Here is a 26,153-nt window from a genome sequence, read left to right as displayed (position 1 = left end):
AAGGATCCTTCCCGGTCTATACGGCGAGCATCGGTGCCTGGGCGTCCGCCTCGGAAATCTCTGAGACCGCTAGCGGCCAGTCAATCGCCAAGACAGGGTCAAGCGGGTTAAGGCGGCCAGCAAGGTCACCGACGTAAGCATGGTCGTGGAAATACACGATCTTCACATCGTCCGTCAGGGTCTGAAATCCGTGAGCGAACCCCTCGGGGACCACCAAGGCCCTGCCGGAGTCCTCATCCAGCTCATACGCGGTCCATTTGAGGTAGGTCGGCGACGTTTCGCGAATATCCACGAGAACATCGAAGATCCGACCGCTGATACAGGAGACGATCTTGGTTTCCATTTCCGGCGGATGCTGAAAATGCATGCCCCGAACGGTACCTTTCAGGACGTTCTGAGACAGGTTCACCTGTTTGGGACCCTCTTTGAAAAACGCGCCTGGAAAATCGACGCCATAAAGGCGACGGAAATAGCCCCGATTGTCCCGATGCATCGGACCTTCGAGAAGCATAGGCTCAGTGACACGCTGCATTGTCGATCAGGCCTCCCAGTGACCGAAGGCCTCGATATCCTCCTGGCACAATGCCGCTGCCGGCTGCCCCTCGTAGAAGCGGCGGTACCAGGACATCGTCTTGGTGATGGCGACGGTCGTGGTCCACTTGGGCTCGAAGCCGACGGCGTCCCTGGCACGGGAGATATCAAGCGCAAGACGCTTCGACTCCGGCCAATGGTCGCGGGACTGCACCACCACCCCGGCGGAGGATTGAAACGCAGTTCGGGCGATCTCGAGAAACTCGTCTACCGGCAGGGCTTCGTGTGTGTTGGGGCCGAAATTCAGACAGGAATCCTCGAGCGTCCCCTCGTAGCCACGGCGAGCGACGCTGAGATAGCCGGCGAGCGGTTCGAGCACATGCTGCCAGGGCCTGGTCGCCTTCGGATTGCGGATGACGAGATCCTGGTTTCGGCTCCAGGAACGGACCGCATCCGGCACCAGACGATCGGCCGCCCAGTCGCCACCGCCGATCACATTGCCCGCGCGCACAGTGCACACGGTCACGCCCTCGCCTGCCAGGAACGACTGGGCGTAACTGTAGGTCGCCAGTTCGGCTGCCGCCTTGCTGGCGCTGTAGGGATCCTTGCCACCCAGCGCATCCGTCTCCCGGTACGGGAAGGACCATTCGTTATTGCGATAGACCTTGTCGGTCGTCGCCACGACCACCGAACGGACCGAGGGGATCGAGCGAACCGCCTCGAGAACCGAAACGGTCCCGATCACATTGGTCGAGAAACTCTCAACCGGATCGCGATACCCTTCGGACACGAGTGACCGGGCGGCCAGATGGAGGATGATCTCCGGCTCAGCCGCCTGCCCGACCGCGACCAAGCCGGCGGTGTCCCGGATATCCAGAAAATGCGAGTCGCTCACATCGGCGATCGCAGCACTCGTGAACAGGTTCTCGTCGCCCTCGGGCGCCAGGGAGACCCCTATCGGCATCGCTCCCAGATGCCTCAGAAGCAGGACAAGCCACGCGCCCTTAAAACCTGTGTGCCCCGTCACGAGGACACGCTTTCCCTGCCAAAACTTGCTCAGATCGGTCGGCATCTCATCGTGTCCTGGGGCTCGACACCGGAGCTTAAACTACGACGCTCTGGCTAGGCTGGATTCAAGAACCGCTTCCATCACATCCTTGAAATGGATTTCCCGGTAGAGCTCATAGCTCTCTTCACGGAGCTGCTTCCAGCGACCGCCACGAGCCAGCTCGATCGCGGCCTCTGCGTAGCGGCTCTTGTCCACCACTTCGGCATACTGGAGATAGTTGGTCGGATCTTCTTCCTGCTCCGACAATATGGCGGTCCGGTTGTTCGCAAGATAGCCGATCCGGAAAGCGTTCACATGCACGTACTTAACATCCTGACGGATGTTGATCTGGACCTTGGCGCGCGAAATCCGATCGTTGCGCAGGAAATAGGGGCACGAATGGTCGGCCAGCCCCTTTAACCCCTTCTGCTCCATTTGATCGATCATCCGTTTGCGGCGCTCGGTCACGAAACCGAAAAAGTAAAAATCGAGATCCGGCTCTTCCTTGACCTCTAGTTCCTCGAGTTTCTCGTGGTACGCCCAGCGTATGAGCGCCGAATCGATTCCGTATACGGATTTCAATTCAGGGATGTTCTGCGGCACGACATCCCATGAGAACTTGCCGCCCTTGATCAGCGGAATGTATGCGTTCTCAAGATCCGTCTTTTTGGGTTGGAAATTGAGCATACCGTCCTTGACGATCTCCGTATTGACGACCGCATATGGAACACCCGTCTTGCGCAGCTTGAGCATCTGCTCCGGCGAAAGGAAATACGCGCCAACCAGTAGGTTGATCGCGTTCGCTTCAAGTTGATGGCCGGCAAATACCACCTCATGGCCGTTCGACTCGAGACCATACTTCAACAGCAGAAAGAAATCTCGGCGCAGATTAAATATCCGCTCAGGGCCAAAATAGCTGATATTAAATCGCATTGATAAAGCCCTTCAGTCCTTGTGCATTTTCATGCCGTTCGTGTGTCCCATCTTCAACCAGGGTGGGATACCGTCCGCGCAGAGCTTGTTAAGGATCTGGGTCTCCCGGAACGTGTCCATGCACTGCCAGAAGCCCTTATGCTTATACACGCCAAGGTCCTTGCTTCGCGCCAGGACCGGCAGGATATCCGCTTCAAGAACGAACTGGTCGCGCGCTTCAAAGCCCGCAAAGGCCGCCTTCTCGAACACGAAGAACCCACCGTTGATCCAGCCTTCCGTGGTTTGCGGCTTTTCGGCAAATCCGGTGACAAGCCCGTCGGCTTCCTGAACCTCGCCAAAGCGCGAAGAAGGGTGAACAACCGTCAGCGTGGACTTGGCACCGGAGCTGACGTGGCTGCTGTACAACGCTCCCACATCGATATCCGCGACTCCGTCGCCGTAGGTCGCGAAGAAGTTGTCCCCTTCGATATGCTCGAGCGCGCGCAGGATGCGACCGCCCGTCATGGTTTCGGCGCCAGTCTCGACCAGTGAGACCTCCCAGTCTTCGACCGGGGTTTTCCCAAGGGCGACGATCCGATTGGACGAGAGCTCGACCTTAAAGCTGCTGTTGTTCAGGGCATAGTTTCTGAAGTATTCACGGATGACTTCGCCGCGGTACCCTAAGCAAAGCACAAACTTCCGAACGCCGAACGCAGCATATATCTTCATAATATGCCAGAGGATCGGACGGCCTCCGATTTCAACCATCGGCTTAGGCTTGAATTCTGTCTCTTCGCGTAGGCGCGTTCCCAACCCTCCGCAGAGAATCAGAGCTTCCTTGTCGCGCAGATCGGGGACGTTCTGGTCAGACACGGCACGGCTTCCCGGTTTGTGATGCGACGAAAAGCGGCGCCCTATGATCGAGCCGACGGGCCCCGAGCCGAGAGGATCCGCCTGTTATATGGAACATTCACAGGTTTCCGTTCCAGTCGAGGTCAGGCGCCAGCCTGTGTCGGCTGTGCTCCCTCCCGTCCAGGAGGCCGTCGAGACGTGAGGCGATTTCCTTCAGGGGATGGCTCCAATCGCCAACGCTACGCTGCCTGAAGCACCTCATTCCGGGGTACCAGATAACGTCCTCCCGGCCCCAAGTCCAGCGCCAATCACTGATATATGGCACCATGATCCAACAGGGAACGCCCAGCGCGCCGGCAGAGTGCACGCCCGCATTGGTCACGGAAATTACAATGTCGACAGCAGCGATCTGTGCCATCGCGACGTCCATTGACTGCAGGGGATCGACCTCGGGATCGTCGTAGATCCCCTTCGGGTGAGCGCTGTTGAAGGCGCTAACCTCTTTCTTGTGATCGCCGTATTGGATCGAAACAGCTTGAATTCGGTCGTTGGTGATGATGCCGGCCATGGCCTCGAGGGACATCGATCGGGCATCTCGGCGTACCGCGCCGGTGCCCCCCCGCCAGCTTATGCCGACAAGCAGTTTTCCCGGTGCCATTGTGGTGTACTTGTTCCGAAAATAGCGGCTCAGGTTCGGATTTGGCTCCAAGTACGGTCTTTGCCGGCCAAACGTCGCCAAGGAGCGGCGGAAGTATAGAGCCAGAGAGCCCAACGGAACGGAGTAATTGATACGCCTGTCGCTCAGATATGGCGACGGTCGCTCCGGATTATATTTGAACACGGTCACGCCCGGAAGGCTGCGCGAGACAATCGGAAAGAGTCTCGGCGTGACTTCAAGGAACACGGCCTTGGCGACCCGTTGCAGTTCCACGACCAAGGATCCGAACATGATCTCGTCACCGATCCCCTGTTCGGCCGTTACCAGAATGGTTTTCCCGTCCAGGGGCTCCCCATCCCAGCGCGGTTGGGCTACACGGCGCGCATTTCCACGCTTTGACTTGGCGGATCGGCCGCCAATACCACGTTCATAGAGCTTGAAGCCTTCGGAGAAACGACCGATCGAGAGGTAATACAGAGCAAGGTTGAACCAGGCCTCCTCGTATTCCGGGCTCTTGGCCAGAACTTCTTCCTGAAGATCGATACCTTGGGTCAGGTGGCCTTGTGCGGCCAGACAGACGCCGAAACTGCTGAGCGTGGCCGGATGATTTCGCCTGACCATAAGGGATCGGCGATAGAACTTATCGGCCTCGCGAATCCGCACGGAAGAAAACGAAGCGTTCGCGTAGTTCAGCATCGGGTCTGGGGACTGCGGCGCCACGACCATGGCCTTGCGGCACAGGTGCAGAGATCGGGCATATTCCTCTGCCTGCGTGGTGGTCAGCGCGTGGTTGTTGTAGCCGTCGGCATATAAGGGTGACAACACCGCACATCGAGTGGCGGCGGCCTTGGACGCTGCGATCGCACCCGCCTCACGATAGTGGTTGCAGAGATTGTTGTATACCGCAGGCATCCCCGGGTGGCTGATCAGCGCTTTCTTGTTGCTGACAAACGCCGACTCTCTGTCACCCATACCTTTATAAAGCACCGCGAGATTACACAGTGCGGCCGCATTCGTGGGGTCGAGTGCGACGATTACCTTATAGATGCGGCGTGGCTGATCGACCTCTCCCTGGATCTGCAGCTGAACGGCCTGGCGGCTCAATGCCGGCACGTCGTTGATTGTTACTGCGTTGTTTGCCACAGCGCTTATTCTTCTTCGTCCGCCGGAAGCCTGTCGGGGATCCAGTCTCGTGTCTCTTCGCGATACCGGATGACCAATCCGGTCTTCAGCTTCACATATCCCTTCTCGGACAACAGGGCACCGCTGTTGTCGGGCGCCTCGAGCTGGGCCCGGTCGGCAGCGGAGAGGGAGTTCAGCCTGACCAGCTTATCGAGACTCTTCTGGTCCGGCTGATTCAATCTGTCGCACAGCTCCCAGGCCTCTTCGACAGCCTCAAAACCGGTCTTGACGGTCTCAGGCACGTCTTCTTTGGGCTGGTCGTCCGGCGCCACGTCGTCTTTGCGGGCAACCGCGCTCTTCCAGGCGCTCGGATTGTAAAGCGGGACCGGTGCAAGGAGATGGATGGAGGCCTGCCGGAGATCCGAAGCGATTTCCCAGAGCTTCGACATCGGAATTCGGACGGTTAGCGACGACTCGGCATCGGTCTCAAGCTCTACCTCGGCAAAATCGCCGATCCGATCGATCTTGGTCACTCGTTCGACCGTCGTAGCCATCACTTACTCCGCATTGATGCCCAGTCCAGCGTCGGATCGGGCTGGTGCCTTGTACCCCGCAGCGCTCCGGAGTCAATGCTTGCCTCCAGATCACGTTGGATTCTCTCGATTACCTCGTGCCAGTCGTTCCAGGCCGTCTGCCGGTACAGGCGCATGCCCGGGTACCACAGCACGTCGGTGCGCCCATGCGTCCATCGCCAGTCGCTCTCGATCGGAATGATGTTCCAGCAGGGAACGCCGATCGAACCGGCCGTGTGAACGCCGGCATTGGAGGCGGAGATGATCAGATCGCATGCCGCGATCTGTGCGGCCGAAAGATCCATGTTCCGCAGGGGATCGACATCCGGGTCGTGAATGATATCGGCGCCAAACTCGCTATTCACGGCGTCGATCTCGTCCGCGACGTCGCCGTACTGGACGGAGACGAACTGGAATCGTTGATCGGCTACCAACGATCCCATTGTCCGGAGATCGAAGGATCGCCGCTGCCGACGCAAGGCCACCGAGCCGCCGCGCCATCCGATACCAATGATGGGACGGCCATTGGCGGCGGCCACATACCTGCGGCGCAGCTCCTGAGCGGCCGAAGGATCGACGTGAAGGTGCGGACGATTGCGGCCGAACATCTCCGTGGACCGACGCGCATAGCGGCCCAGGCTGCCAATTGGAACATAATAGTCGATGTCCGTTCGCTTCTCGAAATCGACCCTTTCCCGATAATCGTAGACCGTTGCCTGCGGAAATGAGCGCTGAAACAACGGAACGAGGCGCGGCGTCACTTCGATGTAGACGTGTTTGGCGAGCGCGATGATGTCATTCAGAACGGTGGCGAACATGATCTCGTCGCCAACGCCCTGTTCCGAATGGACGATGATCGTTTTTCCGGAGAGATCTTCCCCGTTCCAACGAGCCTGCTGGAACTTCCGCTGCGGACCGCGCCCGCGACGGACCTGCTCGAAGCCGAATTCGAACAGGTCGAAGCCTTCCGACCAGTTGGCGAATGACAACTCTGTCATGCCGAAGCCAGACAGAGACCCGGCACTAGGATCGCGCAACAACATCTGGCTACGCGTCAACTTCCGCCCAATTTCGGGCGTCTGTGTCAGCGCCGCGACGATGGTGTACGCTTTGACAAGGCGCGTCGATCCTGGCGTTTTCACGAGAGCATCTCGAAGAATCTCTATCGCCCGCTCGACCTCGCCCGCTCTGGCCATGGTGACCGCGTACATGCTGAGGACTTGCGGTGAATTTGGCGTGTCCAGGTAGAGTCGCTTCGCGTACTTATGCGCGTCCGTTGGATTGATATTGGCGAGGCAAGCGGCTGTTAGGGCATCGACCGCGTCGTATTTCTGAGGATCGGCCACATACGCGATCTTCGCTTTCTCGAGCGCCGCCTCCCACTGTCCAGCCTGAGTCAGCATCTTCGACGTGGCGGCGAATGTCGCCATATTCGTGTTGCCGAGCCTCAGCCCGATTTGCAGAACATCCGCAGCGCGCTGTTCTTTACCGACCTGCTCGTACAGGTTGGCAAGCCGGGCGTAGTAAACCGGATTTTGCGGGTCGTGAAAAAGGGCATGGTTGAATGCCTTGATCGCTCCCTGGTGCTTTTCCTGTCGAAGATAGAGGTCTCCGAAGAATGACCAGGCGCTCGCATCATCCTTGGTGTACTGGATGGCCTGGCGCATGATTCTGAGGGCTTTGTCTGGATCGCCTCGTTCTTCAGCAGAATAGGCCAACAGGATCCAGGCTCTCGGGTTCTTTTTTTGCGCCCGGATTAAGGCCCTTGCGGTGGTTTCTGCTCGATCAAACGCACCTTGCTTGAAAAATACTATCCCCAGATTAATTGTCGCTTCGGAAGTGGGATCTTCGTATTTTTCGATATAGGCGGTAAGGAGCTTTTCTGCGGATTCTAGTTTTCCGCTTCGGTACTGTTCCTTAGCGATGCTTAGGTAGAGTTCCTTAATCGGCAGACCGAAGGCGGCCAGCTTTTCGAGAAATTTCGGAATGTCCCCGACCAGACGTTCCCAGTTCCGATTTGATCGGATCAGATTATAGCTAAAGTAGTTTCTAGGTCGAAGTACTGTGTACTTCTTCCAGCTTGCGAGGGCGCGGTCGTCGTCCTGGGCCGCGGTATGGTAGGCGAACCATTCCGGGTATTTGGAATCCTCCAGCGGGTCCAGGACAGTGTTGCGACGAAGGTCGCGCATTGACGACGAAAAATCGCCCCGCTTCTGGGCGATGTAGTGGCGGAGGCGATAGACCGGGGGGACCGCCGGCTTGATGACCGCGGCGGCCTTTGTCAGTGCCTCGGCCTTTTCGAGATCGTTCGACTGGAAGGCTGATACTGCAGCTGAGTTATACGAGTTGGAATTCAGGGGATTGGCGATCAGGGCCCGTCGAAGGCCTTGCTCGGCGCCCAGGCCATTCCCCGTGGATCGCTTCAGCGACGCCAAAGCGGCGATAGATTCGGCGCGCGAGGGATTTAGGATCGCAGATCGGCGGAATTCGATCTCTGCCTGGTCAGCTCTGCCTTCGGAAACAAAGTACGTTCCGATGATCGCCCGACCTTCATCGTCGGCGTAGGACATCCGGTCGAGCATCCGAATGTACCGGGAGGCTCCACCAAGATTCCGCGATTGGATGAGTGCGCGGACCTTTAACTTCAGATCGTGAAGAGGATCGAAATCTGTCTTCTGCGATAGGGCTGCCAATGCGGCTTGCGGTGCGTGAATTGCAAGAAAGTCTTCGGCGGCTGAAGTGACCATGAGTTTCATGCAGATCCAAAAATCGAATTGGGGCGAAACCGCCCCAATTCATAGATCGTTTTAGGCTGAGACCGGACCCTAAACCTAGGGTCCGGTCTTTAGTTCAGGCTTATCAGCCGATCTCTTCGATCTTCAGCTGACCGACGAGGCCCGAGCCGTTCACTTCATCGACGCCGTTCAGCTGGATGGCGGCGATACCCTGGATCTGGGTACCGAACCCGACCACGAGGACATCCGTCGCCGTGTTCAGGAAGTAGACCGCCGTACCAACCGACTGAGCCGACATCTGGCTGCGGAACTGCGAGAAGTCGAACGAACCGGCCGAGATCGCGGAGGTTGCCGAGATCATCGATGCGGAGATCCCGTACGAACCGCCGGCCGCTCCCTCAACCGAGATGAAGTCGAGGATATCGCCCGAGCCGTTGCCGAAGGACATCACGTCAACCGTGCCAGCCGAGCCGCCGGTGCCAGCAGAAGCCAGCGAGGCGTCAAGATACGAGCCACGGAAGTTGTAGGTGTCCGTACCGGCACCGCCGTTGATCGTGTCGGAAGCACCGAGATCGGAGGACAGGTTGATCACATCGGCGCCGTCGCCACCGCTGATGTTGTCAGCGCCGGAGTTGGCAGTGATCGTGTCCGCACCGGCACCACCGAAGATCTGATCGGCGGTCTTGCTGCCGAAGATCAGGTCGGAGCCGCCGCCACCCGACAGGGTGTCACCAGCAGTCGAGGTCGCCGCCGTACCGGTCTGAGCCGAGATCGTGTCAGCACCGTCGCCGCCGAGGATCGCGTCGCTGCCCGAAGAACCGAAGATGTTATCGGAGGCAGACGAAGCGACCAGGGTGGTGGCGGAAACCAGACCGATTTCGGTCACGCCCGTCAGCGTGGAGGAGGCCAGCGAGACGCTGCCGCCGCCCGCGATCAGCAGACCGGCGGTCGCACCAGCGGCCAGACCGGACCCGTCGAAGGTGACGCCCGCCGCCTGCGAACCCGTGAGGGTCAGATCAGCGGAAGCGCTCCAGGAGATGGTCTCGACGCCCGACAGGGTGTCGCCGTTGCCCAGGTTCACGTCGCCGCTCGCCAGGCTCAGGGTGTCGTTGCCATCACCACCGGCGATCACGTTCGCCGAACCGGCCACGTTGCCGGTGATCACGAACAGGTCGTTACCGACGCCACCGACAAGGCTGTCGGCAGAAGTCAGCGTCGTCGTGATGGTGTCGTTACCCGCACCGCCGAAGATGCTGTCAGCCGACGGCGCCGTACCACCGTTCGCGGTGATGCTGTCGTTGCCCTGGTTACCGTAGAGGACGTTGGAACCGGTCGCGTAGGAGATGACGTCGTTGGCCGCACCACCGAAGACGGTGTCGGAGCCGGTCACCGTCCCGACGATGCTGTCAGCGTCGGCGTTACCGTAGATCAGGTCGTTACCCGACGCGCCGACGATCGTGTCGGCGCTGCCGCCGCCAAAGATCGTGTCGGCCGAGCCACCGCCGGTCAGACGGTCGTCACCAACGTTACCGAACAGGACGTTGTTGCCGGAGGTCGCCGAAATGGTGTCGGCACCCTGGCCACCGTACACGGTGTTGTCGCCCGAGAGACCGACGATCGAGTCAGCGCCCTGGTTACCGTAGATCAGGTCGTTGCCGGAGCCACCACCGTTAACGGTGTCAGCGGCCTGGCCACCGAAGATCGTGTCGGCACCATCGCCACCGAACAGCAGGTCGGCGCTGAGGTTGCCATAGAGCAGGTCGTTGCCGGCACCACCGGACAGCGTGTCGTCGCCCTGGCCGCCATACAGCTTCGAAGCGCCCGCGCCATCGGTGATGGAGTCGGCACCGAAGTTACCGTAAAGAACGGCCGCGCCCGAACCGGACGTGATCGTGTCGCCGCCCTGGCCACCGAAGACCGTGTTGGCGCCCTCACCGGCCGCCAGAGTGTCACCGTCCTGGTTACCGTAGATGAGGTCGGCAGAGGAACCGCCGGTGATGTTGTCGGCGCCGCCGAAGCCGAACACCTGGGAACCGGCAGAAGAGCCAGTGATGGTGTTGGGAAGCGGGTCGCTGATGGTGCCGTTGGTGGCATCACCAAACACCAGCGTGGAATTGTCCACGAAGCTGATCTGCGAAGAAGAAAGCGTGTTAGACGCGAAAGGCAGCGTCACCGACTTCGAGCCGATCGTCAGAGTGGTAGTGTTCGTCGCTTGACTGACAACCACGCTCGTTGCCGAACCGCTGTCAACCAGCAGGGTATCCGCTGTAGTGAGCGCCGCGGCTTGGGCGTCCGTGATCGTCGAAAAAACGAAGGTTGCCATGATCTCGTTGACTCCTACGTGTTGGTTCTAGCCTTGGCGCTAGACGGCTCCCCGCTCCCCAAGACCACGATATCTTACGCGTGCCTGATTTTAATGTCTGCACGCTCTCGTTACGCGTTTGTTCCTACCTGCCATGGAATTGATATGCAAGCGCATTGTGGTGCTCATTCGGGCGTTCATAGGTCGTTACGCCAGCACGTGTTGCGTTTTGAACACAGCCATTCCCAACAGGCTTTTTAATTGGTGCCTTAAACCCAATCGGCCGTCAACTGCCGTTGCTGAGTATGATGCTTGCGCAATGCCTCTTTTCGGAACAATCAACGTGCCGGTCGGCCCGCCGACGCCCGGGGGCCTTGTTCCGGCATCCTGAGTAAGGCCGCATGACTCACGATCCCGGCGTGGCATTTCCCCGGCCACGCGCCGCGTCCAGCCGCGCAGGGCAGCCCGAACCGGTAATGATCTTACGCCTACGGGGGCCGCGGAGACGGAATCGGACGCGTCCGCAACAGACACACCGGCACCGCGGGGCAGGCCCTTCCGGTTGCCATCCCCCGCGGTTTCGGATCATGGTGTGCGGCGAAAGCTGGGCGGCCCAAGGCGGCCGATCCTTTCCTTGGCCCCAAGAGCGGTACCCCGTCTCAGAAAGAGGTGTTCCCACGATGAAGCGCGCACTCATCATCGGTGGCGGTTTCGCCGGCTGCGCGGCAGCCCATCAGCTCTCCCTGATCGGGGGGTGGAACATCGACCTGGTGGAGCGCGCGCCGTTCCTGGGCGGCGGCGTGAAGACCCACTGGCGCGGCGGCCACCCCTTCACCTTCGGACCGCGCCATTTCCTGACGCCGTCCGACGAACTGTTCGACTACCTGAACGCCATCGTGCCGATGCGGAAGCTCGACCACGAGTTCATCACCTATGTGGAACAGGACAGGAACTATTACTCCTTCCCCATTCACGAGGACGACCTGCCGCGCATGCCGGAGCGCGACGACATCCACCGGGAGATCGCCGAGGCTCAGGAAATCCGCGGCTGGAACAACGCCAAGAATTTCGAGGAATATTGGCGCGCGTCGATCGGCGACACGCTGTACCGCAAGATGGTCGACGGCTATTCCCGCAAGATGTGGCAGGTCGACAGCAATACCGAACTCGACGATTTCGGCTGGTCGCCCAAGGGGGTGGCGATCAAGAGCGGCTCGCGGGAGGGCTGGGACACCGCGATCAGCGCCTATCCGCTGGCCGCCGACGGCTACGACCGCTACTTCCAGGTGGCGACCGCCGAGGTCAACGTGAAGACCGGCACCGAGATCGAGCGCTTCGACATCCCGAACAAGCGCGTGCAGATCGCCGGCGACTGGCACAGCTACGACCTGATCGTCAGCACCATCGCGCCGGATACGCTGATGAACAACGCGTTCGGCGAGTTGCCCTTCGTCGGCCGGGATTTCATCACCATCGTCCTGCCGGTCGAGTTCGCCTTTCCCGACAAGACCTACTTTGTCTACTACGCCGGCGCGGAGCCCTATACCCGGATCGTCGAGTACAAGAAGTTCACCCAGCACAAGGCGCCGTCCACCCTGCTGGGCATCGAGATCCCCAGCTTCTCCAACCGGCTCTATCCGCTGCCGATCAAGAAGCACATCGCCCGCGCCTACCAGTATTTCGACGCCATGCCGGAGGGCGTGGTCTCGATGGGCCGGGCCGGCAGCTACAAGTATATCGACATCGACGACCTGATCCTGCAGGCCATGACCTTCGCCAAGGAGCTCGATGCCGGCGGTCTGTCGCATCCGGTGCCCGTCTACGGCGCCGACCAGTCGGCGCCGAGCCTCCTGACCAAGACCATGGTGGACGAAGGCGTCGTGCCGGACGGCCGATCCGACTGAGGCTTACTGCAACCTTCTGCCTGTCGGCTCAGCCGGTCCGGCCGAGCCTGTCCGAGATCGGCACGCGGCGCAGATCGACCCAGCCGCCGGTTTCCATACTGGCGTACAGCGCGTGCATCAGCCGCAGGGACATCATCGCCGAGTCGACATCGACCGGCGGCGGGTCGCCCGCCTCGATCGCGTCCAGTACGTCGCGCATCAGCGGCCCGTGCCCCAGGCCGTAGCTGCTCGGCACCTCCTGGCTGTGGCGGAGCTCGACGTCGGTCTCCAGCGGGTCCTGCTCGACGCAGAACCAGTCCTCCAACCGGTTCAGGGCGGAGCCACCGACCTTGACCCGGGCCTTCTCGCCGACGAGCTGGACCGAGGCCTCGAAGTCGCGGTCGCGGGCCGCCGTCGTGGCCACAATCGTGCCGACCGCGCCGGACTCGAACTCGACCACCGCGGCGGCGGTGTCCTCGGCCTCCAGCCGGTTCACCAGGGCCTTGCCGACGGCGCAGACCCGCGCGATCGGGCCGCCCAGCCATTGCAGCGCGTCCAGGTGATGGATCGCCTGCTGGGCCAGCACCCCGCCATCCATCCGCCAGGTGCCGTGCCAGCCGTCCTCGTAATAGTCCTGATAGCGGCACCAGTGGACCCGGACCTCGGCGGCGATCAGCCGGCCGAAGCTGCCGGACTCGACCTTCTGCCGCACGAAGCGCATGGCCGGATTGTAGCGGTTCTGCTTCACCACCGCCGCCGTGAGACCGGCCGCCGTGGCGGTATCGCGAATCCTTTCGGCGTCGTCGAGCCGGAGCGCCACCGGCTTTTCGATCAGCACATGGCAGCCACGCTCCAGCAGGGCGAGCGCGTCGCGGGCGTGGTTGCCCGACTCGGTCAGGATGCAGACCAGATCGGGCCGGAGCGCGACGAGCGCCTCCAGATCGTCCACCGCCTCGCCGCCGGTGACCGCCACGAAGCCTTCGGCGCGATCGCGCAGCCGGTCGCAGGCGCCGACCACGTCGACGCGGTCGGCCAGTTCCTGCGACAGAACCTCGCGGTACCGGTTCGACACGCGGCCGCAGCCCAGCACCGCCAGCTTGAAACGCCTGCTCATGGATCTCGCCTCCCTTGCCCGTCGGTTGTCTCCCGGACCCCCGCAAGATTCGGTGATTCGGCCACGCTGTCGACGCCGCTGCTAGGGCGACAGGGACACCGCGCCGAACTTCGCCAGCCAGATCACCGTGCGCAGCAGCCGGGCGCGGTCGTTGGCCGGAACGGCCGCGGTCAGATCGGACAGCCTGGACGCCCCGGCGGCGATCCGGTCGTTCAGGGCGGCGCAGCCCTGGGCGTCCAGGACCAGGCCGGGAGTGAAATTGGTCATGCCGTTGGCCAGCAGCCGGCCGATCGCCTCGGGATCCCGGATGGCCGTCACCAGGGTGTCGCCGTCGAACCTTTGGGAGGCGAAGCCGGCGAAGACCGTCGTCGGGTCCTCCAGCACCGGGGCGGGCCCACTCGGAACCGGCGGCGCATCGCCGGCGACCGCCCGAATCTCCGCCAGCTCCGTCCACAGCTCCTGGTACCGGGGCACCACCGCCGACCAGTCATAAACCGTGTGGGCGCGCGCCCGGCCGGCCGCGCCCATCCTCCGGCGCATGTCCGGGCTGGTGGCCAGGCGCCAGATCGCCTGCGCCGCGGCATCGACATCCACCTGGGTCATCAGACAGACCGTCCCGATGAACCGGTCGTAGGTCGTCGCCCCGTCCGCATAGCTCTTCGCCAGGCCGGCGCCGAAGCCGCCGGGGATCATGCGGGTGGGGACCCGGAAGCCGACCTCCCGGTCGGGCACGGTGTCCTTGTATCCGTCCCAGTCGCTGACCACGCAGGGCAGCCCGGCGGCCATCGCCTCGATCGGCGTGATGCCGAAGCTCTCCTGGATGTTGTCGGACAGGGACAGGAAGACATCGGCCGCCGCCCAGCTCGCCCAGGATTCCGGTCCCGGGGTACCGTCGAGAAAATGCACCGGCACATCCGGGCAGGCCTCGCGTGCGGAGTCTCGGAAGGTGGGACCCACATGCTTGTTTGCGAACTGGCCGGTCATCAGGAAGTGCAGCTGGCGGCCGTCCTGCTTCAGCCGCTCCTGGGCCCGCTGCATAGCCACGTACATCGGATAGGGATGGGCCTTGGCGTGGAAAGCGAGGCGGCCGAGGAACAGGACGAGAATATCGTCCTCCGCCACTCCCAGCCTGGACCGCAGGGTCGCCCTGGCCTCTGCATCGGCGCCGTGGCGGGCGTAGAACGCCGCGTCCAGGCCCAGCGGGATCGTTTCCAGGCGGGCCTGCTGCTTGGGCCGGGCGCCCTGCACGGCCGCCAGCCGCTCGGCATAGCGCTGGTGCAGACCCTCGACCACATCGCGCACCGCGCGCGACGTGCAGATCAGCGCATCCCAGGGCTGCAGCGGCATGGTGAGGTAGGAGGCCAGCCCGGCCTGCACTTCCTTGCTGGAGATCGTATGGGTGATGCCGCACAGGGAATAGGTCCGGTGTCCGGCCTCCGCCCGCCGCCGGGCGAAGCGCTCCAGCATGGGGTCGGCGCAGAACAGGGTGCCGATCTGACCGAGACGCGCATGATCGCCGGTCGAGATCACATCGGCCCGCGGCGCCGGACCGCCGGTCCGGCCGGCGCCATACTCCGTCACGGACGCGACGAACGGCTCGCGGAACGACAGATCGGGGACCGCTCCGATAATCTCCTCGCTGCCGCCATGGCGCACGTAGCCCTCGAGGAAGCTGGCGCTGGCGACATGCCGCCCCTTCAGCTCGTTGCGCTTAATCTGAAAGGAGTCCGGATGGTACAGCAGCGCCGCGTTGGTCCTGGTCACGTCTAAGTCCTTATTGTTGTGCGGCGATATATGCGGCGGCGGCGTCGAAGGCGTCCATGATGTTGTCCAGCGTGTCGGGCTTCCAGACGAACCGGCGGGCCGGCGTGGCCCCGGGGAAACTCTCGTAGGGAGCCACGCCCAGCAGCTCCGCCATCCGGTCCAGACCGCCCCCCTGCAGGGTCACCGCCTCGGGCAGCTTCTCCACCGGCAGGAAACAGACGGCGCTGCTCGCGGCCATGAAGTAGTTGATGAAGGCCGGCCCCCCGTTATCCGCCAGATTGACCAGACAGCGGCGGTAGAGCGCGGTGCGGAGCTCCAGATCGATTGCCCCCATCGGGTAGCACGGAATGTCGCCGAAGGCGCCGATATCCAGACCCGTCGTCACCAGGTCGGTATCCGGCAGGATGATCGGGTCGAAGCCTCGATCGCGGATCCGGGCGGCGGCTTCCAGCCAGGCCGGCATGTTCGAATTGCGTTGAGGCTCGATGGTCGAGCTCCGCAGGGTCAGGGAGACCGGGCGCCCCCGCGGCGCATGCCGGTCGAGCCAGGCCTGGGTTTTGCGCAACGCGGCCGCGTCGGGTGCGAAGACATCGAGCTCCCCCGGCGTGGGGTTCTGGGCAAACAGATCCACCAGCATGAACGGGATGCGCGGGTCGCTCTGGGTATAGCCGGGGGGAAAGAGCTGGGTGGGATGGATCGCCCGCAGCATCTGCCCGAAATCCTCGCGCCGATCGTAGGTGGACACCCCGAGGCACCGTTTGGCGATATGGGCATGGGAGGCCATGATGTGGCGCAGGCGCCAGGTCTTCTCGGCCGGGTCCAGGCTCTTGTCCTTGGGCGTCAGGTCCCGGAACCGCCCGCCCGGGCCGGCAACGAAGATCACGTTGTATCCGGCCGCCCCGGCCCGCATCGACCACATGTTGGCAAAGACGAAGAAGTTCATGACGTCGAAGGTCACCGGGCTGACCGCGAGGTCGTAGATCGCGAACAGCGCCGGCGTGAAGTCGGCTGCCCCGCCCTTGCCCGGCTGGGCGGCGGTATCGGCCGGCGGTGCGCTCATCCCGGGTTCATCCAGTCGCTCTCGAACACGTCGTTGCGTTCCAGCATCGGTACGGCGAAGAAACGCAGGTAATCCGCCCGCGCCCGCTCGTACAGGTCGCCGGACACCGACCGCGCCCGCAGCGCGGACAGGGTGAACAGCTTGCGCAGGTAGCGCCGCAGCGCCGGCTCCCCGCCCGGTTCCTGCGCCGGCCAGGGACCGGCCTCGGCCAGATGCTCCAGGCAGCTCACGGCGTAGTCCGCCATCCCGTTGCGCAGGGCGAAGACGGCGAGCTTCGTCAGACCGACGACCGCCGCCTCTCCGCCCCAGGCGGCCACGGTGTCGGGCCGGCGCGCGAAGACGCCGTCGCACCCGGTCAGGATGCCGTAGCTGTCCTCGCCCACCAGATAGCTCACCGGCTGGCCGCGGCCGGCATAGTCGAACCGCATCAGCCGGAAGCGGTGACCGTCGATCAGGTGCTGCAGGATCTCCGACGCGGTCTGCCGCTCGAAGGACTCGTCGAACTGGATCTCCACGCGCAGGGCCAGCACCCGGTCCAGGGTCCGTGCCGCGCCCTGCAAGACCGCCAGCTCCGCGCCCTCGACATCCACCTTCAGGAAATCGGCCCGTCGGTCCTGATCGGCATACTCGCTGTCCAGCGTGGTGCTCGGCACCTCCACCGCGCCTTCGACCGAGCCCTCGTCGGGGCGGACCTGGCCGAACCAGACGCTGTCGGGGTTCGGCTTCTGCGCGCCGACATAGCCGCGATGGACGGTGATCCAGAGGGTCGTCGTGGTGTCGGGCACCGCCCCCAGGGCGTAGGGCCGCACCGCGATCTCGTCCCGGGCGGCGTATTTGGCGGCCAGCCGGGCGGCCTCCTCCGGCTCGGGCTCGTACAGGGTATAGGCCAGCGGCGCCTCGAACCCGCGCCAGGACGGATGGATGCCGTACCGGCCGCCGGCATCGGCGACGACGGTGGTCCAGGGGTCGGCCTGCTGCACGCCGCGCGCCGGGCTCACGACAGACGCTCGATCGTCGGGCGCCGGGGATCGACCGACCACAGCCGGCCCCGGTAGCCGTCGTCGGTCAGTTTCTCCACGATCGCGGCCTCGTGGTGGTAGGCGCCGATGAAGATGTCGTCGAGCCCCGCCAGCAGGGCCCGGCTGCGCGGCTGGATCTTGACCGGCCCGCCCCGTCCGTAGGCGTAGCGGCCGATATTGTCCGGATTGTCGTCGATGAAGGCGCGCGGGGCGCGCTCCGGCGGGAACAGGGCATAGAACGTCACCCCCTGAGAGGTCGCGGCATAGACCCCGGTGCGTTCGGGATCGAAGGGCAGCGCCTCCAGCCGGGCGCGATGGGTGTCCCGCCGCGCCGGCACCCGGTCGATGCGGGTATGGGACGCGCCGGCGCTCGGTCTCGGGCCGGCGGCGTCCGGGACGGCCAGCACACCGATATCGTGGCCGTCCATGATCCGGTGGGTGGCGACCACCGTCAGCCCGGCATCCGCCAGCAGCCGTTCCCGGGCGGCGGCATCCAGGTAGTGCAGATGCTGGACATGGATATCCATATAGGCTCCGGCCTCCGCGATGTATTCCAGGGTCGGCACTTCCACATAGACGAAGCCGCCCGGCTTCACCGCCGCACCGAGCGCGCGCACGAAGGGCCGGATATCGGCGATATGCTCGACCACCTGGCGGCAGATCACCCCGTCGAAGGTCTCGTCCAGGGTGTCCGGCCCGAAGAAGACGTTGATCAGCCGGATCTCTCCCCCGGCGTCGGTCGGGACCTCGGCCAGGAGTTCGGGCAGGGCCTCGTTCGGCTCCACCACCGTCACGTCGCTGCCGAGGCCGGCCAGCAACAGGGCCAGGGACCCGGTACCGCCGCCCACCTCGAGGATGCGCCGGCCGACCAGCCGCTCGCGGCCGAGCAGATCGACGAGCGTGTCGTAGCGCCTGGACATGGCGGCCGAAACCGGCCGGTTGGTCAGGGCCTGGCGGCGGTAGATCTCGGCGATGGTCGCCGCCGGCAGGTCGCTGTGGAACACGTGGCCGCAGTCCCGGCACTGGCGCAGGTCGATATCGGCGAACCGGTCCGCCATCGCCGGGTCGGCCACGACCCAGAACAGCTGCGCCTCGCAGGAATAGACCCGCGGCGCGCCTTCCGCCTCGCAAATCGGGCAAATATCCGCCATCCTGGCGCCTCTCCAACGGGACCCACGCGTCAATGCTGTAAGATTATCAGTGTGATCGAACAAGGACGCGATGACCAAGAAGATTGAAGCGGCACAGTTCGAAGGGGGCGTCGCCGTCACCGGCGCCGCGGGCTTTCTCGGCGGCGTGATCGTGCGTCTGCTGGCGGCCTCTGGCGTCCGCGTGCACAGCATCGCCCGCCACCCGGTTCCCGCCGCGGCCGGCGTCACCTCCCATGGCTGGGACCCCACCCGCGACACCGGCGCTCCCGTTCCGGGGCTGGAGATCGACGCGGTGATCGACTGTGCCGCCGCCCTGCCGTCGCGGGTGGCCGACCCGGTGGCTCTCAAGCAGATCAACGCCAGACTCGTCGGCGGGGCGCTCGACCTCGCCGGGCGGCGCGGCGGCCGGCTGATCTTCATGTCCTCCCAGTCGGTATACGGGCGACCGACGGGAGACCGGATCGGCACGGACACGCCGCTGGCGCCGATCATTCCCTATGGCGAGGCGAAGCGGGACGCCGAGGCGGCCGTGACCGAGGCCGTCGCCGCGGGCCGTCTTGCCGGCGCGGCCGTGCTGCGCCTGCCCGCGGTGGTCGGCCCGGGTGCCCATGACAACTTCCCCGCCGGCACCGCGGGCAAGCTGCAGCGCGGCGAGCCGGTCACCGTGTTCAATCCCGACAGCCCCTATAACGCGGTGGTCGCCGTCGAGGATCTGGCGCACTTCGCGGCGCATCTGGCCGGCACGGTGGAGGGCCTCGCCGTGGCGTCGCCGGCAAGCGATCCGCCGACCACGGTGCGCGCGGCGGTGGAGGCGATCGCCGCCGGCCTCGGCTGCGCGGCCTCCTTGAACTTCGAGGAGGCGCCCTACGGCTCCCCTCTGATCGATTCGGGTCCGGCCTTCGCCCTCGGCCTGGCCGCCCGATCGTCGGAAAGCGTGCTGTTCGGCTTCGGCCAATCCCTGTCCGATAGCCAGGCCCGCGCCAATAAGGCATGTCCCGGAGCAGGCAAAACCTCCATGCTTGCCGACAAAGAATAGCGTTAATCAGTGAGGAAGCGGCCATGACCGGCTCCAATCAGGGCGTCGACAACAAGTTCCCCGGCAAGGATCTCAGCCGGGACGACATCGAGAACAAGATCCCGCTGGTCGCCAAGAAGAGCCCGGATCACCGCACCCGGTTCACCGTCGGCGGTGTGGAGTTCGGCGGCGCGCTGGTGCCGGTGCTGGCCGGACCGAACACGGTGGAGAACGAGGAGCTGATCGTGAAGACCGCGATCGGCGTGAAGCAGGCGGGCGCACACATGCTGCGTGGCGGCGCGTTCAAGCCGCTGACCTTTCCCTACCGCTCGCCCAAATTCTTCGAGCCGCGCGAGGACGGGCTGCGCTGGCTGCAGATCGCCAAGCAGGAGACCGGCCTGCCGATCGTCACCGAGGTCATGGAGATCTCCAAGATCGAGGTGGTCGCCGCCAATTGCGACATGCTGCAGATCGGCACCCGCAACATGCAGAACTATCCGCTGCTGACCGAGGTCGGGAAGACCGGCATGCCGGTGATGCTGAAGCGCGGCTACGGTTCCAGCCTGCGCGACTGGCTGATGGCGGCGGAGTATATCGCGCTGGAGCACGACCGGCTGGGCCAGGACGCCAAGATCGTGCTGTGCGAGCGCGGCGTTGTCGCCAACCACACCCACCGGGACACCTCGCGCTTCCTGCTCGACCTTCAGGTCATTCCGGCGGCGCAGGAGGTCACCCACCTGCCGATCATGAGCGACCCGTCCCACGCCACCTTCTGGCAGCCCTGGGTGAAGTCGATGATGCTCGCCTCCATCGCCGCCGGCGCCGACGCCCTGATGCTGGAGGTCCATCCCGACCCGAAGAACGCCGCCGTCGACCCGCTGCAATGCTCCAGTCTGGAACAATTCGACGACATCATGAAGGCCTGCCGCCCGGTGGCGCAGGCCATCGGCCGCACGGTCGACGCCTAGGATCCCGCCATGCGTTTCGCCGCCCCGATCGACAACCCGATCGAGATCACCACCGCCCAGTATGCCGCGATCCTCGGCGCCACGCCGTCGAAGGGCGCGCGCTCGCCCCTGCTGTGGAACGCGGCGTTCAAGGCGGCGGGGATCGACGCGGTGATGCATCCGATGGACACCCGGCCGGAAGCGCTGGGCGCCGTCGTCGCCGCGCTGAAGGCCGACCCGCGCTATGTCGGCGGGGCCGTCGCCGTGCCGCACAAGCAGGCGGTCGGCGCCTTCCTCGACCGGCTGGAAGCCGAGGCGGCGCGGATCGGCGCGGTCAACGCGATCTACCGCGACGGCGACGCCCTGGTGGGCGCCAATACCGACGGCGCCGGCGCCCTGTCGCAGATCGAGGCCCTGGTCGGTGGCGCGGATGCGCTGAGGACCAGGCGGGCGACGCTGATCGGCCTCGGCGGGGCCGGGCTTGCGGTCGCCGCCTATCTCGCCGGACGCACCGCCTCCCTCACCCTGGCCAACCGGACCCGGGCGACCGCCGACGCGGCGTCGCAGAAACTGGGCGCCATCGCCGTCGATTATCCGCTGTCGCCGGAGGTGCTGGAGGCGACCGACCTGCTGGTCAACGCCACCACGATCGGCCATCCCGACGGACCCGAAGGCGCGCCCGTGGCGGAGAACCTGCTGTCCACCCTGCCGGAGGATGCCGCCGTCTACGACGTGATCTACCAGCCGCGCCCGACGCCGCTGCTGGCGGCGGCGCAGGCCCTGGGCCTCGCCACCCTGGACGGCCTGGGAATGAACCTCGACCAGGCGGTCATCGCCTTCGACAAGGCCGTGCCCGGGGCCCTCTCCGCCGAGCGGATCCGCGAGGCCATGCGGGCGGTGTGAGCGGAACGGCCAAGATGACGCGGATCCTTCTCAATGCCGACGCGCCGGACCTGACGCTGGAGACGGTCGACGAGATCAGCGCCGAACCGATGGAGACCGTCGCCGCCCGCTACCACGCCGTCATTCCGGCCGACCATCCGGGACCGCTGCCGGTCCTGGCCGACGGGCTGCGGGTCGCTTTCCTGACCACCGACCTCGCCGGTTTCGAGCGGCTGCGGCGCCTCGCCCTACCCGGCGACCTGCTGTTCAGGCCGTCGGCGGTGGCACGGCTGGACCTGCTGCGCGCCGGCCGCAGGACCCTGGTCACCACCCGCGCGATCAGGGCCGGCGAGCGGCTGACCACGGCCGATGTCGCCGAGACGGTGGGCGGCGACGGCGTGGGTGCGGCGATGCTCGACCAGATGATCGGCCGCACCGCCCTCTACGACATGGCCGAAGGTGCCGCGGTGGATTTCGGCCATCTGTCCGAAGATGTCGGCGGCGCCGAACGCACGGGAGAAGTGCTGTGATCAGTGTCGTGCTGCGGGCCAAGAACGAACGCCATTGGATCGGCCGCTGCCTGACCGCGCTGCGACGCCAGCGGCTGCCGGATCTCGACGTCATCCTGGTGGACAACCAGTCGACCGACGGCACGGTGGAATGCGCGGAGGCCCATGGCTGCACCCTGCGGACCATCACAAGCGAGGAATTCTCTTACGGCCGCGCGCTGAACATCGGCATTGAGGCGGCGAAACACGAAACCGTCTGTCTGCTCTCCTCCCACTGCGTGCCGGTGGACGAGCTCTGGGCCGACTACGCCTATGCCCATCTCGGACCGGAGGGGAACCCGGATACCTGCGGAATCTACGGCCGCCAGGAGCCGCTGCCCGAGACCAGCGCCATCGACCGGCGCGACCTGTGGACCACCTTCCGCGACGAGCGGGTGATCCAGCGGGTCGACTACTTCTTCCACAACGCCAACTCGGCGATCCGCCGCTCGATCTGGACCGACGAACCGTTTGACGAGAAGATCCGAGGCGTCGAGGACAGGGAATGGGGCAAGCGGATGATCGCCGCCGGCCACGACATCGTCTACGAGCCGGGCATGCGCGCCTATCACCATCACGGCATCCACCAGGGACGCGACGAGGGCCGGGCGAAGCGGGTCGCCGAGGTCATCGAGGTGATCCGCACCGGGAAGCCGTTCCCATGAGCGCTGGCCCCATGAGCACCGGCCCCATGAGCGCCGTCCCCAAAGGCGGCCCGCTGGTCGTCATCCCGGTGCTGTCGGCCGCCAAGAGCACGCCGCGCCTGCTGACGCCGATCCATGGCCGCTCCAGCCTGTGGCGCACCCTGGACAGCGCGGTGGCCGACCTGCCGGACTCCGCCATCGTGGTCACCACCGACGACGCGGCGATCCGCCGCTCGGTCGAGGCCTATGGCGCGCCGGTGACCGCCCATGTCCGGACCGTGACCGGCTATACGGCCGCGGTGGCGGATGTCGCCCAGGCCCATGGGGCGGAGATCGTCGTCATCCTGGAGCCGACCCATCCGTTCCGGCCGCGCGGCCTGATCCGGCGCACGGCCGACAACCTCGTCGCCCGCGACCACCTGGACAGCGTGGTCTGCGTGCGCCGCTTCACCGCCAACCTGTGGCGCCGCACCCCCGACGGGGAGATCCTGGCCCTGACCGACGGCCGGGACGGCCAGGACGCGGAGTATTTCCAGGAAATGGTCGGGCTGGCGTTGGCCACCCGCGCCGGGTTGATCCGTCGGGACCGGCGCCTCGGCGACGCGGTGGGCTTCGAGGTCCTGGAGCATACCTGGGCCCTGGTCGACGTGCGCGACGACGTGAGCTTCGCCGCCGCCGAGGCCCTGGCCGACACCCTGATCCGGATGGAGGAGATTTCGGAATGACCACCGCCCAGGGGACGAACCAGGGGACGAACCAGGGGGCCGGTGCGGGCACCCTGCCCGACGCGACCGGCGACAACGACCGGGTCATCGCCCTGATCCCGGCCCGCGGCGGCTCCAAGGGTCTGCCGAGCAAGAACATCAAACCGCTCGCCGGCAGGCCGCTGATCGCCCACTCGGTCCGGCATGCGATCGAGAGCGGGGCCTGCGACCGGGTCCTGGTGACCACGGACGACGATGCGATCCGGGCCGCGGCCGAAGCGGCCGGAGCCTGGACGCCGTTTCTGCGCGACCCTTCCCTGGCCGAGGACCTGACGCCGACCGAGCCTGTGCTGACCGACGCCCTGACCCGGGCCGAGGCGCTGGACGGGCCGTTCGGCATCGTGGTGTTCCTGCAGCCGACCGACATCTTCCGCGAGCCGGAATGGATCGCCCGGGCGGTGGAGACCCTTAAGCGCAACCGGGCGCTGGATTCCTGCTTCGTCGCCAACAAGACCCACAAGAACTTCTGGACCCAGTCGCCGGACGGGTCCTGGCAGCGGGTCTACGAGTGGATGGGGGTCTACGGTCCGCGCCAGACCCGCACGCCGCTGTACCGCGAGGACACCGGCCTCGCCTCGGCCCTGCGCGCGGCGCTGATCCGCGCCGGCCGGCGCACCGGCGACCACGCGGAGATCATCCCGATCGACAGCACCGCCGCCGGCATCGACATCCACGATCCGTTCGACTTCTACCTGGCGGAGAAGGCGCTGGAGTGGTTCGAGGCCCACGGGAGGGAGTGAGAGGCGCCCCCGCCGGCCTCAGGCCTCGGCCCGCGCCAGCCCCTCCTCGGAGACCGCGTAGCCCAGCGACGCCATCATCCTGCCGGCCTTCAGTTCGGCAAGATGGACCTCCTCTTCCGTCAGCTCGTCGCGCCAGCCTTCGACCTCGCCGCGGCGGTAGTGGGAGGCCGCGTCCACCTCGCCCTGGCGGCGGCCGCCGGACAGGCGCTCGAAGCTGGCGGCGTCGGTCGCCGCAGCGACATCGGCCGGCGCATCGGACACCCCGATGAAGCGGAAGAGATCCGCCGCCCGTCCCAGCGTGTCCGCGTGCAGGTCCTCGTAGCGGATCTCCCGATAGGGCCGGCCCTGCGCCACCCCACGCACCGTCTGAAGGCGCGACGCCCAGTCCTTGGCATAGGCCTCCACGTATTGCGGCCGGGTCAGATCCTCGGGCAGACGCGCGCGAAACCTGGCGAAACCTGAGACCGCGCCGTCCCGGGGATCGCGGATAATGTGGATGATCCGCGCCTCGGGGAACACCCGCCAGACCCGCTCGGCGTGATACAGGTTGTCCGGGTTCTTCTCGCCGATCGCCCGCAGCCGGCTCAGATCCGTATCGCCGAGATTGGCCGCCGCCAGGGAAGCGAACGCCATCCGCAGGACCGGCAGCATGTGCTCTGTCTGAGGCCCGACCACGCCCGGCGCCCAGGTCCGCTCGGGATTCGAGCGCGACTTGGTGAATTTCCAGAGCACGTTGTACAGGCCCGGCACCATGTCGTTCACGAAATGCGACTCACCGAGGCAGAGCAGTTCGGGATGGGCGTTCAGCATCTGCTGCAGCCAGGTCGTCCCGGAGCGCGGCAGCCCGGCCACGAAGAAGGTCGGAAGCCCGTAGAGGCGCTGAATGATTGCCTCGACCCCGTCAGCCATTCCTAAGGACCCCTGTCGCCCGAACCAGATCCTGTCCCTAGCACAGGGCCCGGAGCGCGCCTACTGCCCCGCTCCCTTGCCAGCGCCCCGGCATCGGACCACAGTCAGTATCGGGGCGGAACACTGAGCCGGATGTAGGTTGGTGATGACCGTAAGAATCCTGCTGCTGCTCGCGGCCGTACTGGCGGTCGCGCCCGCGGGACCCGGGCCGGCCATCGCCCGGGATGGGCGGGTGACGGTGGCGCCCGACGCCCATCCCTGGGCGTCGATCGGCCGGCTGAACGTGGCCGGATACCGGATCCGTCGGCACTGCACCGCCACCCTGGTCTCGCCGGATCTGGTGCTGACCGCCCATCACTGCCTGGACCCGATCGGCCAGGGCGAATGGGCCGATCCCAGCAAGGTGCATTTCCTTGCCGGTTACGCCCGCGGCGCGTTCAAGGCGCATCGCACCGCCTCGGGCTACATCCCCCTGGGCCCGGACTCGGCCCTGGTGCGGCTGTCGGCGCCGATCGACCTGCCGGCGATCCCGATCTATGACGGCCCGCTGCCGGCCTCCGGCGCCGCCCTGGCCCAGGCCGGATACAGCGGCGACCGGGGCCATGTGCTGACCGTCGATCCGGCCTGCTCCTTCCTCGGGACCCGCTCCGGCGGCCAGTGGCGGCACAACTGCGAGGCCGTATCCGGGGATTCCGGATCGCCCCTGCTGATCGACCGGCCCGAGGGACTCAGCATCGCCGCCATCCATGTCGGCCGGATCGACGGAACCGGCGACGCGGAGCCGGTCAGTGCCGCCCGGATCGCCGCCATCCGATAACCCCCGCTCGGCACGGCATCGAGAGTTTGCGCCTCTTGATATCGCAGGATCGCACGACCATCTTTATCAACAACCGATGCCGCAAGGATCGGTGCCCCTGGATCGCGCGACAGCGGGTCCAAGGGTTCCAGCCGGGCCTGTCGCCCGGACCGGATGTCTCGCTC

The 26,153-nt window shown here is 65.1% G+C and carries 23 protein-coding genes; 9 read left to right on the top strand and 14 right to left on the bottom strand.

Annotated features, from left to right (window positions below; translation table 11 throughout):
- Positions 1 to 16: 16 nt before the first annotated feature.
- From G578_RS0105750 to G578_RS0105715, 8 genes are all read right to left on the bottom strand, one after another.
- Entirely contained in the window at positions 17 to 532 is a 516-nt protein-coding gene (locus G578_RS0105750; RefSeq protein WP_028793418.1) for a dTDP-4-dehydrorhamnose 3,5-epimerase family protein, read from the bottom strand.
- Positions 533 to 538: 6 nt separating this feature from the next.
- Positions 539 to 1,603, bottom strand: a complete 1,065-nt coding sequence (gene rfbG, locus G578_RS0105745) for a CDP-glucose 4,6-dehydratase (protein WP_028793417.1) — start codon at positions 1,601 to 1,603, stop codon at positions 539 to 541.
- Positions 1,604 to 1,639: 36 nt separating this feature from the next.
- A complete protein-coding gene (locus G578_RS0105740) occupies positions 1,640 to 2,512 on the bottom strand; it encodes a hypothetical protein (protein WP_028793416.1) in 873 nt (290 codons plus the stop codon).
- A gap of 12 nt (positions 2,513 to 2,524) precedes the next feature.
- Entirely contained in the window at positions 2,525 to 3,364 is an 840-nt protein-coding gene (rfbF, locus tag G578_RS24965) for a glucose-1-phosphate cytidylyltransferase (protein WP_051244097.1), read from the bottom strand.
- Positions 3,365 to 3,461: 97 nt separating this feature from the next.
- Positions 3,462 to 5,144 (bottom strand): tetratricopeptide repeat protein, encoded by a 1,683-nt coding sequence (locus G578_RS0105730; protein WP_156907218.1) that lies wholly within the window; start codon positions 5,142 to 5,144, stop codon positions 3,462 to 3,464.
- 5 nt (positions 5,145 to 5,149) lie between these two features.
- A complete protein-coding gene (locus G578_RS0105725; protein WP_028793414.1) occupies positions 5,150 to 5,677 on the bottom strand; it encodes a hypothetical protein in 528 nt (175 codons plus the stop codon).
- Positions 5,677 to 8,451: a tetratricopeptide repeat protein gene (locus G578_RS0105720; RefSeq protein WP_084618710.1), complete on the bottom strand. Its 2,775-nt coding sequence runs from the start codon at positions 8,449 to 8,451 to the stop codon at positions 5,677 to 5,679. Before G578_RS0105720 ends, G578_RS0105725 begins: the two co-directional genes overlap by 1 nt.
- 103 nt (positions 8,452 to 8,554) lie before the next feature.
- Entirely contained in the window at positions 8,555 to 10,753 is a 2,199-nt protein-coding gene (locus G578_RS0105715) for a beta strand repeat-containing protein (RefSeq protein ID WP_156907217.1), read from the bottom strand.
- 659 nt (positions 10,754 to 11,412) lie between these two features.
- Here G578_RS0105715 and G578_RS0105710 point away from each other — a divergent pair.
- Positions 11,413 to 12,636, top strand: coding sequence for a UDP-galactopyranose mutase (locus G578_RS0105710; RefSeq protein ID WP_028793411.1), 1,224 nt, complete (start codon positions 11,413 to 11,415; stop codon positions 12,634 to 12,636).
- A 28-nt stretch (positions 12,637 to 12,664) separates the two neighbouring features.
- Here G578_RS0105710 and G578_RS0105705 read toward each other — a convergent pair whose 3' ends face one another.
- The 5 genes from G578_RS0105705 to G578_RS0105685 form a co-directional block, all read right to left on the bottom strand.
- Positions 12,665 to 13,729, bottom strand: coding sequence for a Gfo/Idh/MocA family protein (locus G578_RS0105705; protein ID WP_028793410.1), 1,065 nt, complete (start codon positions 13,727 to 13,729; stop codon positions 12,665 to 12,667).
- An 81-nt stretch (positions 13,730 to 13,810) separates the two neighbouring features.
- Positions 13,811 to 15,493 carry a glycosyltransferase family 4 protein gene (locus G578_RS24960; RefSeq protein ID WP_051244095.1) on the bottom strand — a complete coding sequence of 561 codons (1,683 nt, stop codon included), beginning with the start codon at positions 15,491 to 15,493 and terminating at the stop codon, positions 13,811 to 13,813.
- Positions 15,494 to 15,503: 10 nt separating this feature from the next.
- Positions 15,504 to 16,553, bottom strand: a complete 1,050-nt coding sequence (locus tag G578_RS0105695) for a hypothetical protein (protein WP_028793409.1) — start codon at positions 16,551 to 16,553, stop codon at positions 15,504 to 15,506.
- The gene (locus tag G578_RS29855) at positions 16,550 to 17,551 is read right to left on the bottom strand and encodes an FkbM family methyltransferase (RefSeq protein ID WP_028793408.1); all 1,002 of its coding nucleotides are present in this window, start codon (positions 17,549 to 17,551) and stop codon (positions 16,550 to 16,552) included. Before G578_RS29855 ends, G578_RS0105695 begins: the two co-directional genes overlap by 4 nt.
- Positions 17,548 to 18,723 carry a class I SAM-dependent methyltransferase gene (locus G578_RS0105685; protein WP_028793407.1) on the bottom strand — a complete coding sequence of 392 codons (1,176 nt, stop codon included), beginning with the start codon at positions 18,721 to 18,723 and terminating at the stop codon, positions 17,548 to 17,550. The genes G578_RS29855 and G578_RS0105685 overlap by 4 nt, the downstream gene beginning before the upstream one ends.
- Before the next feature lie 70 nt (positions 18,724 to 18,793).
- Between G578_RS0105685 and G578_RS28210 the strand changes: the two genes are divergently transcribed.
- The 7 genes from G578_RS28210 to G578_RS0105655 are packed head-to-tail and all read left to right on the top strand — an operon-like array spanning position 18,794 to position 24,263.
- Positions 18,794 to 19,759: an NAD-dependent epimerase/dehydratase family protein gene (locus G578_RS28210; RefSeq protein WP_051244093.1), complete on the top strand. Its 966-nt coding sequence runs from the start codon at positions 18,794 to 18,796 to the stop codon at positions 19,757 to 19,759.
- A gap of 23 nt (positions 19,760 to 19,782) precedes the next feature.
- On the top strand, positions 19,783 to 20,706 hold the full coding sequence (locus G578_RS0105675; RefSeq protein ID WP_028793406.1) for a 3-deoxy-7-phosphoheptulonate synthase: 924 nt from the start codon (positions 19,783 to 19,785) through the stop codon (positions 20,704 to 20,706).
- Between the two features lie 9 nt (positions 20,707 to 20,715).
- Positions 20,716 to 21,588 carry a shikimate dehydrogenase family protein gene (locus G578_RS24950; RefSeq protein ID WP_051244091.1) on the top strand — a complete coding sequence of 291 codons (873 nt, stop codon included), beginning with the start codon at positions 20,716 to 20,718 and terminating at the stop codon, positions 21,586 to 21,588.
- Between the two features lie 14 nt (positions 21,589 to 21,602).
- Entirely contained in the window at positions 21,603 to 22,097 is a 495-nt protein-coding gene (locus G578_RS0105665) for an SAF domain-containing protein (protein WP_028793405.1), read from the top strand.
- Positions 22,094 to 22,780: a glycosyltransferase family 2 protein gene (locus G578_RS24945; protein WP_051244088.1), complete on the top strand. Its 687-nt coding sequence runs from the start codon at positions 22,094 to 22,096 to the stop codon at positions 22,778 to 22,780. The genes G578_RS0105665 and G578_RS24945 overlap by 4 nt, the downstream gene beginning before the upstream one ends.
- On the top strand, positions 22,777 to 23,484 hold the full coding sequence (locus tag G578_RS24940; RefSeq protein WP_169400826.1) for an NTP transferase domain-containing protein: 708 nt from the start codon (positions 22,777 to 22,779) through the stop codon (positions 23,482 to 23,484). Before G578_RS24945 ends, G578_RS24940 begins: the two co-directional genes overlap by 4 nt.
- Positions 23,481 to 24,263: an acylneuraminate cytidylyltransferase family protein gene (locus G578_RS0105655; protein ID WP_051244085.1), complete on the top strand. Its 783-nt coding sequence runs from the start codon at positions 23,481 to 23,483 to the stop codon at positions 24,261 to 24,263. Before G578_RS24940 ends, G578_RS0105655 begins: the two co-directional genes overlap by 4 nt.
- An 18-nt stretch (positions 24,264 to 24,281) precedes the next feature.
- On the opposite strand, the gene G578_RS0105650 is transcribed toward G578_RS0105655, so the two are convergent.
- Positions 24,282 to 25,172, bottom strand: coding sequence for a sulfotransferase family protein (locus tag G578_RS0105650; RefSeq protein ID WP_028793403.1), 891 nt, complete (start codon positions 25,170 to 25,172; stop codon positions 24,282 to 24,284).
- 145 nt (positions 25,173 to 25,317) lie between these two features.
- Between G578_RS0105650 and G578_RS24935 the strand changes: the two genes are divergently transcribed.
- Positions 25,318 to 25,989 carry a trypsin-like serine peptidase gene (locus tag G578_RS24935; RefSeq protein ID WP_051244082.1) on the top strand — a complete coding sequence of 224 codons (672 nt, stop codon included), beginning with the start codon at positions 25,318 to 25,320 and terminating at the stop codon, positions 25,987 to 25,989.
- Positions 25,990 to 26,153 lie beyond the last annotated feature (164 nt).

Source organism: Thalassobaculum salexigens DSM 19539, assembly GCF_000423805.1.
GTDB classification, from domain to species: Bacteria; Pseudomonadota; Alphaproteobacteria; order Thalassobaculales; family Thalassobaculaceae; genus Thalassobaculum; species Thalassobaculum litoreum.
This window is presented reverse-complemented; position numbering and strand designations above follow the sequence as displayed.

Coding starts and splice junctions, on each gene's coding strand:
- G578_RS0105750 (WP_028793418.1), bottom strand. CDS start 532: ATGCAGCGTGTCACTGAGCCTATGCTTCTCGAAGGTCCGATGCATCGG.
- rfbG (WP_028793417.1), bottom strand. CDS start 1,603: ATGCCGACCGATCTGAGCAAGTTTTGGCAGGGAAAGCGTGTCCTCGTG.
- G578_RS0105740 (WP_028793416.1), bottom strand. CDS start 2,512: ATGCGATTTAATATCAGCTATTTTGGCCCTGAGCGGATATTTAATCTG.
- G578_RS0105725 (WP_028793414.1), bottom strand. CDS start 5,677: ATGGCTACGACGGTCGAACGAGTGACCAAGATCGATCGGATCGGCGAT.
- G578_RS0105720 (WP_084618710.1), bottom strand. CDS start 8,451: ATGAAACTCATGGTCACTTCAGCCGCCGAAGACTTTCTTGCAATTCAC.
- G578_RS0105715 (WP_156907217.1), bottom strand. CDS start 10,753: ATGGCAACCTTCGTTTTTTCGACGATCACGGACGCCCAAGCCGCGGCG.
- G578_RS0105710 (WP_028793411.1), top strand. CDS start 11,413: ATGAAGCGCGCACTCATCATCGGTGGCGGTTTCGCCGGCTGCGCGGCA.
- G578_RS0105705 (WP_028793410.1), bottom strand. CDS start 13,729: ATGAGCAGGCGTTTCAAGCTGGCGGTGCTGGGCTGCGGCCGCGTGTCG.
- G578_RS0105695 (WP_028793409.1), bottom strand. CDS start 16,553: ATGAGCGCACCGCCGGCCGATACCGCCGCCCAGCCGGGCAAGGGCGGG.
- G578_RS0105685 (WP_028793407.1), bottom strand. CDS start 18,723: ATGGCGGATATTTGCCCGATTTGCGAGGCGGAAGGCGCGCCGCGGGTC.
- G578_RS28210 (WP_051244093.1), top strand. CDS start 18,794: ATGACCAAGAAGATTGAAGCGGCACAGTTCGAAGGGGGCGTCGCCGTC.
- G578_RS0105675 (WP_028793406.1), top strand. CDS start 19,783: ATGACCGGCTCCAATCAGGGCGTCGACAACAAGTTCCCCGGCAAGGAT.
- G578_RS24950 (WP_051244091.1), top strand. CDS start 20,716: ATGCGTTTCGCCGCCCCGATCGACAACCCGATCGAGATCACCACCGCC.
- G578_RS0105665 (WP_028793405.1), top strand. CDS start 21,603: ATGACGCGGATCCTTCTCAATGCCGACGCGCCGGACCTGACGCTGGAG.
- G578_RS24940 (WP_169400826.1), top strand. CDS start 22,777: ATGAGCGCTGGCCCCATGAGCACCGGCCCCATGAGCGCCGTCCCCAAA.
- G578_RS0105655 (WP_051244085.1), top strand. CDS start 23,481: ATGACCACCGCCCAGGGGACGAACCAGGGGACGAACCAGGGGGCCGGT.
- G578_RS0105650 (WP_028793403.1), bottom strand. CDS start 25,172: ATGGCTGACGGGGTCGAGGCAATCATTCAGCGCCTCTACGGGCTTCCG.
- G578_RS24935 (WP_051244082.1), top strand. CDS start 25,318: ATGACCGTAAGAATCCTGCTGCTGCTCGCGGCCGTACTGGCGGTCGCG.